The organism is uncultured Thiodictyon sp. (assembly GCF_903828115.1).
Lineage (GTDB): Bacteria > Pseudomonadota > Gammaproteobacteria > Chromatiales > Chromatiaceae > Thiodictyon.
In genome coordinates this window covers 1-12,158 of sequence record NZ_CAIKKU010000001.1, presented here as the reverse complement: position 1 = coordinate 12,158, position 12,158 = coordinate 1, and the positions used below count along the sequence as shown (strand labels likewise).

At 66.0% G+C, this 12,158-nt stretch carries 7 protein-coding genes; 6 read left to right on the top strand and 1 reads right to left on the bottom strand.

Annotated elements, in window-relative coordinates; genetic code table 11:
- Nucleotides 1-151: 151 nt before the first annotated feature.
- The 3 genes from QZY48_RS00035 (at nucleotide 152) to QZY48_RS00025 (ending at nucleotide 4,630) form a co-directional block, all read left to right on the top strand.
- Nucleotides 152-1,645 carry a tetratricopeptide repeat-containing sulfotransferase family protein gene (locus QZY48_RS00035; RefSeq protein ID WP_295426273.1) on the top strand — a complete coding sequence of 498 codons (1,494 nt, stop codon included), beginning with the start codon at nucleotides 152-154 and terminating at the stop codon, nucleotides 1,643-1,645.
- A gap of 181 nt (nucleotides 1,646-1,826) precedes the next feature.
- Nucleotides 1,827-2,798: a Uma2 family endonuclease gene (locus QZY48_RS00030; protein ID WP_295426271.1), complete on the top strand. Its 972-nt coding sequence runs from the start codon at nucleotides 1,827-1,829 to the stop codon at nucleotides 2,796-2,798.
- Between the two features lie 284 nt (nucleotides 2,799-3,082).
- Nucleotides 3,083-4,630, top strand: coding sequence for a PAS domain S-box protein (locus QZY48_RS00025; RefSeq protein ID WP_295426269.1), 1,548 nt, complete (start codon nucleotides 3,083-3,085; stop codon nucleotides 4,628-4,630).
- Here the strand turns inward: QZY48_RS00025 and QZY48_RS00020 are convergent.
- Complete coding sequence (locus QZY48_RS00020) at nucleotides 4,597-5,253, bottom strand: response regulator transcription factor (protein WP_295426268.1); 657 nt, start codon at nucleotides 5,251-5,253, stop codon at nucleotides 4,597-4,599. The genes QZY48_RS00025 and QZY48_RS00020 overlap by 34 nt on opposite strands.
- Before the next feature lie 541 nt (nucleotides 5,254-5,794).
- Between QZY48_RS00020 and QZY48_RS00015 the strand changes: the two genes are divergently transcribed.
- The 3 genes from QZY48_RS00015 (at nucleotide 5,795) to QZY48_RS00005 (ending at nucleotide 11,963) form a co-directional block, all read left to right on the top strand.
- The gene (locus QZY48_RS00015) at nucleotides 5,795-6,130 is read left to right on the top strand and encodes a hypothetical protein (protein WP_295426266.1); all 336 of its coding nucleotides are present in this window, start codon (nucleotides 5,795-5,797) and stop codon (nucleotides 6,128-6,130) included.
- Entirely contained in the window at nucleotides 6,127-11,343 is a 5,217-nt protein-coding gene (locus QZY48_RS00010; RefSeq protein WP_295426264.1) for a multicopper oxidase domain-containing protein, read from the top strand. Before QZY48_RS00015 ends, QZY48_RS00010 begins: the two co-directional genes overlap by 4 nt.
- 200 nt (nucleotides 11,344-11,543) lie before the next feature.
- Nucleotides 11,544-11,963, top strand: a complete 420-nt coding sequence (locus tag QZY48_RS00005; RefSeq protein WP_295426262.1) for an FKBP-type peptidyl-prolyl cis-trans isomerase N-terminal domain-containing protein — start codon at nucleotides 11,544-11,546, stop codon at nucleotides 11,961-11,963.
- Nucleotides 11,964-12,158: the final 195 nt, after the last annotated feature.

The following is a 12,158-nucleotide window of genomic DNA, read 5'->3' as shown; positions in this document are numbered from 1 at the left end:
TGGACGTAGGCTTCATCAAGCTGGTTGAGGCTGTGGTCGCTCAGGTGCATCGGTCAGTGGCGCGGTATCATCGGGCAGCGTAGGGGGAACATACTGATCGGGCTGGAGGCAGCGGTCAAGGGGTCTCTGAACGGCTACCTTCGGAGTGCAGTTGGCGTCCTGCCACCGGGCCGCCAACCGGGTCCCGCAACTGCGCGCGCTGGTGGAGCAGATGACCGCTGACCGGCAGCGGGCCGCAACCGCGGCCCAGGAACGGCTGCCCGTCTTCGAGGCCGAGGTGAAGGCGCGCCAGGCCGCGGCGGGGGAACTCACCGTGGAGGGCGAACCCGATCCGGCGCGGCTCACCGATGCGCAGCGCCAGGAGTATGACGACCTGCGGATGACGGCCCGCTTCAAGACCTTCGACCTGGACTATCTCATGGGTTGGGTGCTCATCGCGGAGGGCCGGCCCGCCGCCGCCCTGGAGCACCTGCGGCGCGCCGGTAAGGCCGAACCCAGGCGTCCCGGTCTGCACCTCCAGGTCGGCGACGCCTTGGTCGGGCTGCGGCGCTGGGTGGAGGCGGAACAGGCCTTCCGCCGGGCGCTCGCCATTGATCCACGCAATCCCCACGCCTATCTCGGTCTCGCCAAGGCCTGTCTGCGGCAGAAGCGAGTGGATGAGGGGCTGGCCGCGGCCCTGGAGTCCGTTGCCCTGTGCTACCAGAACCCCATGGCCCACTATGTCCTGGCCCTCGGGTTGCTACGCAATCGGCAATTCACCCGGGCCGCGGAGGCGATGCGGGTGGCGGTATCCATCAACCCCAACTTCGAGCGCGCCCATCGCTTGCTTGCCGGCTACGCCATGCGCTTCGAGTTCGATCCCGAGAAGGCCCGCGGGCATTGGCGCCTGGTGCGCGAGATCCGTGCCCGCCGCCGCCGGGAGCGGCGCGTGGAGCCGACGGCGCTGGCCGGGGTCGAGGACCTTGCGCCCGAGGTCGATCAGGAGGCCCGGCAGATCCCCTTCGACGGGGCGCCCGAGCGGCAGCGGGCGCCGCTGGTCGACAAGAGCGGCGTGCCGACCGACCCCGCGCAGTGTGTTGTCGTGGTCGCGGGCTTGCCGCGCTCCGGCACCTCGATGATGATGCAGATGCTGGTCGCGGGTGGGTTGGCGGCCCTGACGGATGGCCGGCGGGCGGCCGATGGCGACAACCCTCGCGGTTATTTTGAGTTGGACGCCGCGACCCGGCTCCGCCAGGACCGCACCTGGCTGGCCGGGGCGCGGGGCCGGGCGGTCAAGCTCGTGGCCCAACTCCTGCCCTTCCTGCCGCCGGATGAGGCCTACCGGGTGGTCTTCATGGAGCGTGATTTCAAAGAGGTTCTCAAGTCGCAACGCCTTATGCTGGCGAATCTCGGTCGGGCACCGGCTAATCTGACCGACGAGCAACTCGAACGGGCCTTCAATCAGCAGTTGCGCCAGGTGCGGATCTGGCTGGGGAAGCAACCCAACGTCAAGACCCTGTTCGTCTCCCACCGGGAGACCATCACCGATCCAATCGCGGTCGGGGAGCGGGTTTGCGCCTTCCTTGGCGGCCAGTTGGATGCGTGGGCCATGGCCGCCGCGGTGGACGGTTCGCTCTACCGGCAGCGCGCGAGTGGGGCCGCCTGAGTACCGATCTCATGTCGGGCGGGACGGGGTATTTGCCCCGCTCGGCCCTGAGTTCGATGTTGGCCCGCAACCTGGAGTCCAAGGCTGAATTGGGGGGGGTTCAAACCCGTCCCTACGGCCTTCGGCCGACGGGACCCGTGCTAGGCTATGTCCATGACCGCCACCGCCCTGGGAGACGCCCATGTCGCAGACCGCCCTTGCCGAACCGCGCCGCACGCGGCCTGAACCGGCGCCTGTCCTGCCACCCTCCGCGGCCGGCCGCCACGTCTCGGAGGAGGAGTACTGGCGCGACTACTACCTCGAGTCCGACGTCCACTATGAATGGAACAACGGACGTCTGGAGGAAAAGCCGGTGTCCAACTACGAAACCTACCTCGTCTACGAATGGTTCATGCACCTGCTGCGGCTGTTCCTCGACTCCCGGCCCATCGCCAGGATGGTCGCGCTGGAGATGGGCTTTCGGCTGCCGCTGCCGACCGGCACCGTCATCCGCAAGCCCGATTTCGGCGTGGTCTGCAACGACAACCCCCAGCCGCTGCTTCCGCTGGACGCGTCCTATCACGGCGTCTTCGATCTCTGTGTCGAGGCCCTCTCGGACCAGGAGCGCCGCGACATCCTGCGCGATACGGTGGTCAAGAAGGCCGAGTATGCCGTCGGCGGCGTCCCGGAATATTACATCCTGCACCGCGCGCCCGAGCATCAAGCGTTCTTCACCCGCACGGCGACGGGCGTCTATATCCCCATCGCGGCGGACGACGGCGTGATCCGCTCACGGGTCCTGCCCGGCCTGCAGTTCCGCTTGGCCGACCTCTGCCGTCGGCCCGAACATGGCACGCTGCGCGATGATCCGGTCTACGCCGCCTTCGTGCTGCCCGGCTGGCGTGCCGCCGAGGAGCGTGCCGCGGCACAGGCGCTGGCCCTGCAACAGGCCGAACAGCACGCCGCCGCTGAATCGAACCGTGCCGACACCGAGGCACAGGCGCGTCGGCAGGCCGAGCAGCACGCCGCCGCCGAAGCGAACCGTGCTGATACCGAGGCACAGGCGCGGCAGCAGGCCGAGGGGCTTGCCGCGGCGCAGGCGCTGGCCTTGCGGCAGGCCGAGCAGCGGGCGCGGGCGGCGGAGCAGGCACTTGCCCGACTCCAAAATCGCTAGGGCGGGAGTGGGGGCTAAAGCGGCGGCGGAGGGGCGAGGGCGGGACGGGGTATTAACCGCGTCCCGAACGTTTGATTCGACGCTGCGCGAAGACACCCATCGGCAGATCCAAGGAAAACGTTCCGGACGGGGCGAATGCCCCGTCCGGCAGTGAGAGGCAAAAACCAATCTCATGCCTGCACCGACCCCGCGCCTTTCCCCATCACTCTGCGCCATCTGTCTGCGCTACCAACTCCTGGTGCGCCTGGGCGGGCTGGCCGGGGGGGGCCTTCGCCTTCGTCGCCGTGATCCTCTTGCTAGGGCTGGACATCCCGCTGTGGTGGCTGACCGTGTTGGGGGCGGGGTTGGTCCTCTACACCCTGGACGCCCTGTGGCACCTGTCCCGGGGCTCCGCCGCGGGCCCGGACCCGGGCGAAGGCACCCTGCTGCGGGAGGCCGTCATCGATCTGGTGGGTCTCACGGCGGCCCTCTATCTGACCGGCGGGGCGGACAATCCGCTCATCACCCTGCTGTTGCTGCCGGTGACCGTGGCCGCCGCCACCCTGCAGCCGCGCCTGATCTGGGGCGTGACCGGGGTCGCGGCGGCCTGTTATACGGCGCTGATGTTCTTCCATCGGGCGTTTCCGGTACCTGACCACGGACCGACCGTATTCGCCCTGCATGTGCAGGGCATGTGGTACGGATTCATCCTGAACGCGGTCCTGATCGCCTTTTTTGTCGCCCAGATGGGGGCCGCGCTGCGCGCCCGTGACCGGGAACTGGCCCAGGCGCGGGAGGAGGCCCTGGTGGAGAACTCGCCGACCGGCGTCTTCGTGCTGGCTGACCAGCGGCTGGTCTTTGTCAATCCGATGCTGGCGCAGTTGCTGGAGTATGAGCGCGCGGAACTGATCGGGGTCGCGGCCCTCAGCCTGGTGGACCCGCGGGACCGCGACCGCGTCGCCTTGATGGCGGAGCGCCGCCGCAACGACCAGGCGGTTGGCCCGGGCTACGAGTGCCGGCTGTTGACCAAGTCCGGCCAGTCCCGCTGGGTGAGCCTGCACAATACCCTGATCGACTTTCGGGGCGGCCCTGCAACGCTTGGAAGCGTGCAGGATATCAGTGATCGTAAGCGCATGGAGACGGAACTGCACCTGCTCTCCGCGCGCCTGCTCGGCGTCCAGGAGGAGGAGCGCCGACGGGTGGCCCGCGATCTGCACGACGGCATCTGCCAAACCCTGACCGCTACCCGCCTGGCCCTGGAGGGCTGTCTCGGCGCCGCGCCGGCGGTTGAGCGCCGCGCGTCCATGCCCGCGTTGCGTGCGCTGGTGCCGGCCCTGCGCGGGGCCGTGGACGAAGTGCGGCGGATCTCGACGGACCTGCGGCCGGCCATGCTGGACGACCTGGGGCTGCTGGCAACGCTGCGCTGGTTTCTCGGTGAACTGAAGAAGATCCATCCCGGTCTTGAGGTGCGGGAGCACCTGGACGCGGTGGAAGAGGATATCCCCGACGGGCTCAAGACCACGATCTTCCGGATCCTGCAGGAGGCGACGAGCAACGCCGCCAAACACGGTGGCGGCACCCTCCTGGAGGTCGGTCTGAGTGCCGATGCGGAACTGCTGCGCCTGGTCGTGGCGGACAACGGCATCGGCTTCGTGCCGGGGGCACTCCCCCAAGAGGTCGCGCAAGGGCGGGCCCCGGGTTCGGGTCTCAGCTCCATGCGCGAGCGGACCGAATTGTCCGGCGGGGTGTTTCGCCTGCGCAGCCAACCCGGCGGCGGTACCCGGGTCGAGGCCGTTTGGCGGCTGGACGATGAGGGTGCTCAGCGGGTCACCAAACCCTTCTCGATGGCATAGGCCGTCAGCCCCGAGACATTGGTCACCTGGAGCTTGCGCATCAGATTCGCCCGATGTTTTTCCACGGTTTTTTCACTGATGGACAGATAGGTGGCGATTTCGCGGCTGCGGTATCCCTCGGCGACCAGCTTCACGACCTCCCGCTCGCGCCGCGAGATCAGGTCGGGAATGGCCCCCTGCGGGTTTGGCGCCCGGCCCTCAAGGTAGGCCTGAGTGAACTGAGTGGCGATCCGGCTGCCGAGAAAGCGCTCGCCGGCGGCCACACTACGCAACCCCAGCACCAACTCCGCGGCGCTGGAGTCCTTCGACAGATAGGCGTCCGCCCCGGCCCGCAGGGCGCCGAAGACGTACTCCTCGCCCAACTGGGCGGTGAGGATCAGCACCCGCGCGCCGGGTGCGACGCGCTTGAGGTCTTTGAGCGCGTCCAGTCCATTCATCCGCGGCATGGACAGGTCCAGGACGATCAGGTCCGGCTGCAGCTCCTGGGCGCGACGGATTGCCTCGCCCCCATCGCCGGCCTCACCGACGACCGCGAAACCCGGCTCCGCGTCAAAGATGGCCCGCAGGCCCTCGCGTAAGATTCGATGATCCTCGACCAACAGGATGCGCGTCTGTTGCGGCATGGTTGTTCTCCTCCTCGATCACTGGCCAAGTCAATCGTGGATTATATTGGTATCCGCGCCGGAAACGATGCAATCAGGAACCCGGTCGAGCATCCCTTGGCCCGCAGGGGAATCAGGTACACGCCGGTTCCCGACGACCGCTCGGTGGGCGTAGAAGACGCCGACTATGCCATTGCCCTGGTTGAATAAAGGGCCGGTGCTCCGCTGGAATCCTGATCGCCGGAATGACCCACTGTGCTATCCGTCGGGTGAAACCGGCATCTCGTCAGGTTCGTCGGGCGGCCGTTTTTCCCAGTCAGGTGCCGGACCCGCGACCTGTCTCAGAGTCGTCTCAGAATACTGTATCGGGGCGTCAGAAATGGGGGGAAACCCCCATTGGTTTCCCGCGGTTTTGCGGCCATGCTTCGCCCACGAGTACGACCGGATTATTCGACCGCAATTTTAGGGTCAAGGGTCCGGGTCCCCAGTTTGCGTCGTCAGTACGTGTCCAAGGTGCCGCGGCCCTCCCTGGATCGCACGTGACCCTACCATGAGGTATGAAATGATGAAGATTCAAGTGGTACCTGAGGTGACAAGTCACCGTCACGCGCGCTGGATGCGTCTGGCCCTGGCGGCCACGATCGGGGTTGGCGCTGGGGTCGGTCAGGGCATGGCGACGGCGGCCGAGGAAGCAGCGGTCCCGGTCGATGGCGCCACCAAGCCGATCATCGTCACCAAATCGATGAAGGCGAAGGCGCTCAAGGACGCGGGGGCGGGTGTTCGCGGGGAGGCGCCGGCCGCCCCGTCGGCGCCTGCCGCCGCAGCCGCTGCCGGGACACGAACCTCATCCCCCCCCAATGCACAACAACCAGCACCGGGCGCCGGAGCGACAAAATGAAACAAACAGCACGCGCACCTGACGCCAGGAGGCGTCGGTACTCGAAATGGACGCATCTGATCCTGGGGGCGGCCATTGGCTTTGGCCTCGGGATCACGCCGGCCGGGGCGGGCTTGCCGACTTCGGCGACGGACCAGACCAAGGTCCCGCACTATTTCGGCCCCTTTCCGAACTGGGCATTGAGCCCTCTGACGCTGCCAGATGCCACCGTCACGATCGACCCTCCGACTTCGGGCACGACCGCGACCGCGACGGCCACAGTCGGGGTCGGCGGTGTCGTCACGGGCATCGTCATCACGAACCCGGGCAGCGGCTACACCAGCGATCCCGACGTCACCATCGAGGGCTCGGGCGCCGACGCCACGGCGGAAGCGCACTACACTGCGACGGGTGCGGTCACCAGCATCGCCGTCAGCGGGCCTTCCAGCATCGCGGGCTATGGCTCGGGCTATACTGCCCCAACCGCCATGATAACCGGCGGCGGCGGTTCGGGCGCTGAGGCGACCGTATACGGCGGCGTCCATGCGGTCGCGGTGAGCACTGGCGGGGCCGGGTACACCTTCCCGGTCGTCAACTTCGATCTGCCCGACGATGCAGTGAACGGGGTGGCAGCCCAGGCGTACGCCCTGTGTGATGGGGCGATCAACTGTCCCGTCACCGGCACCGGCGCCATCACGGGCATCGTCGTCACCCAGCCTGGCTCTGGCTATTCGCGTGCGCCTACGGTGGTGATCACCAACGGGCCCCTCTACGACCCGATCAATATGACCAACGGCGGCCCCAGCGCCGAAGTCACGGCCACGCTCGCCGTCCAGACCGTTGCCGTCACTGACGGCGGCTCGAACTATACGCCTACCGAGCAGAACCCGATCGTCGTCACCATCGGCGGCGGCGGCAGTGGGGCCACGGCCACGGCCAGCACCGACTATGGCACGATCTCCGAGATCAACGTCACCAATCCCGGTTCCGACTATCTCACCGCCGGCGGCATCAAGAAGTTCCAGGACCGTCTGCCGGGGCTGTGCAACCCCGCGGTCACGGGCAGTTGCAATGCTGCCAAGAACAATCTCGGCCAGTACATCCCGCTCGCGGTGCCCGACACCACGATCTTCACGACCGCACACGGATTCACCGCCAACTCCGATTACTACGCGATCGCGCTGGTTCAGCACCGCGAGTGCATGAGTTCATCCCTGGGCTGCGCCAACGACCCCACGAAAGGGACCCTGCTGCGAAACTACGTGCAACTCGCCTCCCCTGGGGTTCCCGGTACGGTCCCACTGTCAACTGATTTGCTCGACGGCACTTCCGTTGACCTCTATTTGCCGGACGGCAGCCGGGCCTACGGGGTAACCGATCCCCATTACCTCGGCCCCGTCATTGCGGCGACCAAGGATAAGGCGGTCAGAATCACCTTCTACAACCTGCTGCCCGCCGGCGCCGGTGGGAATCTTTACATACCAACGGACTCGACCCTGATGGGCGCGGGTTTTGGCCCGTTGAACAATTGGCCGGCACCCAATCCGCCGGTCGTTGGGGCGGGAAGCGTGTTGGATGGCGTGCGCAATCCGGAGTGCACCCAGACCGGTAAAGGTACCGATGTCAACTGCTTCAGAGATAACCGCGCCACGCTGCACCTGCACGGCGGCACCTCGCCCTGGATCAGCGATGGCACTCCGCACCAGTGGATCACCCCGGCCGACGAAGGCGCCCTCACGAACGCAACCCATACCGATTGGCCTGAGGGTGAGAGCGTCGGCAATGTCCCGGACATGACCGGCACGGCCATCCAGGCCCTGGGTGTGCCCGATTGCTCGAAACCCGCCGATGGCTGTCAGACCTTCTACTACACCAACCAGCAAAGCACGCGGTTGATGTTCTATCATGACCATGCGTCCGGGACGACCAGGCTCAACGTGTACCTGGGCGAGGCGGCCGGCTATCTGGTCAGCGACGACACCGAGAAGGCGCTGCTCACTCCGGATGGCAGCGGCAAGACCACGATTCCAGTCGACCAGATCCCGCTCATCATCCAGGACCGGACCTTCGTGCCCGATACGACGCAACTCTCCGAGCAGGACCCGACCTGGGACGCGGACCGCTGGGGCGGCAAAGGAAACTTCTGGTACCACCACGTCTACATGCCGGCCCAGAACCCGGGCGACCCCTCGGGTATGAGCGCCTACGGCCGTTGGATGTACGGTCCCTGGTTCTGGCCGCCGGCGACCCCGCCGCATGGTCCCATCCCCAACCCCTACTACCAGATGGACCCGAAGGCCGAGCCGCCCTTCTCGGAGCCATTGGCGGAAGACAAACAGTGCAACCTGAACGACCAGACCACCTGGCAGTACGACACTGACCCGTTCTGCGAGCCGCAGTTTATTCCGGGTACGCCCAACATCTCGGCCGGCATGGAGCAGTTCAACGACACGCCGCTGGTGAACGGGACCGCCTACCCGACGCTCACGGTGCAGCCGAAGACCTATCGCCTGCGCGTCCTGAACGCGGCCAACGACCGGTTCTGGAACCTGTCGCTGTACGAAGCGGATGCGACCGGGACCGAGGTTGCGCTCAACGCGTCTGAACTGGAGGCGGCGCAGACCGATCCGACCGTCGTGCCGACACCGGACATCAGTCGCAGCCGACTCGGACCGGATTGGATCGTGATCGGCAGCGAGGGGGGCTTCCTGCCCGCGCCCGTCGTCGTCCCCCCGCAGCCGACCACCTGGATCACGGATCCGACCCGCTTCGACGTCGGGAACGTGGACAAGCACTCGCTGCTGCTGGCCCCGGCCGAACGCGCCGACGTGATCGTCGACTTCTCGGCCTACCGGGGCAAGACGCTCATTGTCTATAACGACGCGCCCGCCGCCTTCCCGGCCCGGGTCCCGAGCTACGACTACTACACTGGTGCCCCGGACATGAGCCCCAACGGTGCCGCAGCCGTCCTGCCCGGCTATGGCCCCAACACCCGGACCGTCATGCAGATCAAGGTTGCGGATGGCAATGAGGCCGACGCCTTCGACTTGCAGAGGCTCAGGACAGCATTCCAGCACAAGGCGAACGGCACCGGTGTCTTCGAGACCAGTCAGCACCCGATCATCGTCGGGCAGGCGGCCTACAACTCCGCCTATGGCACGAACTTTGTCGGGAGCGGCGATTGTAACAATCCCCCGTCTACCACGCCCGGGGGCAGCAGCCCCAGAACCACCTGTGACGGGTTCATGCGGATCAACAACCAAGGCGGTACCTGGTTCGGGTTTAACACCCTGCGTACGGGCACCAGGTCCAAGCTGCAGATTGCGGTCCAGCCCAAGGCGATGCATGACGAGATGAACTCGGCGGCCTTCGACGAGTTCGGGCGAATGACCGCAAACCTGGGTCTGGAGGCTAGCCCGGCCGGGCCGAACGGGCAGACCATCACCCTGTTGCCTTACATCAACCCGACGACGGAGATCTGGGACGGCACCAAGCTGCCGAGCGCGGCCACCAAGGTGACGCCGATCGCCGACGCGGCGGATGGGTCCCAGATCTGGAGGATCACCCATAACGGGGTGGACACGCATCCGATCCACTTCCACCTGTTCGACGTGCAGGTGCTCAACCGCGTGGCCTGGGACAACATCATCCTCCCGCCGCACCCCACGGAATTGGGCTGGAAGGAGACGATACGGGTGAGCCCGCTCCAGGACACAATCGTGGCCATCCGGCCGATCATTCCCCAGGTCCCGTTTGAAGTGCCTAACAGCATTCGTGCGCTGAACCCGGCAACGGCCTTCACCGGGGTCGATGCGACGATGGGCTTCAACCCGATCGCCATGGACCCCGTTACTGGGCAACCGGTGCCTGCCGTCGTCACCAACCAACTCGTCAACTTCGGTTGGGAGTATGTGTGGCACTGCCATATCCTCAGTCATGAGGAGATGGACATGATGCGTCCGGAGTCGCTGGTGCTCCCGCCGATCGCGCCGACCTGGAACGGCCTTGGCTATTCGATCAGCGAGGCGCGGCACGTCGTTCTGTCGTTCAATGACAACTCGATCACCGAGACCTCGTTCCTGGTGCAGGGCTCCGCGGATGGTGGGCATACCTGGTTCGCGCTTGCTTCGACGACCGGGCAGCCTAATCCGGTTCCGTCGCCGCTCAACCTGGAAAATACCCACAAGGTGCGCAGCTTCACCGATCCGAGCCCGTACGATGGGAGCGCGACCAATCGGTACCGGATCGTCGCGCAGAACACCGTCGGTTACGGTGGTTTATACCCGAGCCTCACCGCGTCGTCGGTGTCCGACCCGCTGGTGGTTAGCCCAACCGTCCCGACCGCCCCGAGCAATGCGGCGGCGGCGCAGGTGGGAGTGCAGATCCAGTTGACCTTCACGGACAACTCCAGCAATGAGACGGGTTTCGTGGTCCAGCGCAATGTCAACAATAGCGGTTGGGTGGATAGCTACGCGACCCTGGCTCCGAATGCCACGAGCTTTACGGACAGCAACGGAATCGTGGTCGGCAGCACCTACCAGTACCAGGTCGCGGCGCTGAGTGGTTCCCAACGCTCGGGCTATGCGCTGAGCAACACTGTCGTGGTCGTGGCACCCCCGGCCGCGCCGAGCAATGCGAGCGCCACGTATCCGCTTTCCCCGTATACCGGCGTGCTGACCGTGTCCTTCACGGATAACTCTGGTACCAGTCCTGGCGAAACCGCGTTCCTCCTGCAACGTTCGACCGACGGCACCAACTGGACCACGGTCGACTCGCCCGCGTGCGGCCCGTTCGCCGGGACCGGCACCCGCACCTGCACCGATCCCGCGGCCGCGGTCGGCAGCGACTACCAGTACCGCATTGCCGCGCTCAACGGTACCGTGCCGTCGGCCGCCGTGACGACCAACTGGGTCCCGGCGGCCCCGAATGCGATTACGGCAACCAAGGTGCTCACCGGCGGCGGCACCGGGTCGACGACGACCGTACGCTGGAGTGACTTGTCCGGCAAGGAGACCGGGTTCAGCATTCAGCGCTCGACCAACTCCGGTTTCACGTCGTCAGTGACGAGGAACGCGGTGCTCAGTGGTATCGCCAGCAGTGCCTTTACCGGCAGCCGCAACCAGAAGTACTATTACCGTGTACAGGCGGTGAATGGGGCATACAATTCGGCCTGGGTACCAGTGCCGGTTGTGTGCGTACCTGCGACCAATGGCAATGGTGGACCTTGTTCGTAAGCCCGACCGGGTCCCGGACCACCTGTTGAATCCGGCGGCCGGGCAGAGTACCCGGGTGGTCTTAAGGCGTAAGAGGCCATAAGCCGGCACAGCGTTCGGGGAAGGGTAGGAGCCCTTCCCCGATTTTTTTTGTCCATCTCCAGGCGGCTGGGCCGCTCGCCCGCGGGCGATCCCGGAGAGCATGTGCGAGGTCAACGACAATGACGATGCGAATTACACGATTTGGCCCCTGGGCGGCCCTGGGTTTTGTCTGCCTGAGCGTCCAAGCGCTGGGGCAGGAGGCAACCGTGCTTGGTACCGATCAGGATCGGTTAAGCTATGCGCTCGGCATGGACCTGGGCGCCCAGTTGCGCCGGTCGGGCGTGGCAGTGGACCCCGCCATCTTTGCCGGGGCACTGACCGATAGTCTGGCCGGGAACGAGACCCTGATGACCCCGGCAGACGCACAGGTCATTATCCAGATGCTCCAGATGCAGTTGCAGCGCCGCCAGGCGGAGGCCAAGGCCAAAGCGGCGCTGGGACCCGATCCCGGGGGCACGGCCGTTGCCGAGCCCGCGGAGGGGTCTGCCAAGCCGCAAGCCGCGCCCCCGCTCCAGCGTGCCCCGGGTCCGTCGAACTGATGCGGTTTCCGGAAAATTTTGTACTGAAGGGCGGGGATTCTTGTAGGGTGGATAAGAGGGTATAGACAAAATCTACCTGGCCGATATTCTTGCGCGAGTTTACAAGAACGAGGCGCGCAACGATGTCGAAAGGTGGTCGGCCAAAGAAGATCAACGAGGGACAGTATGAGGTGTTGCGCCAGATCGTCGCGGATC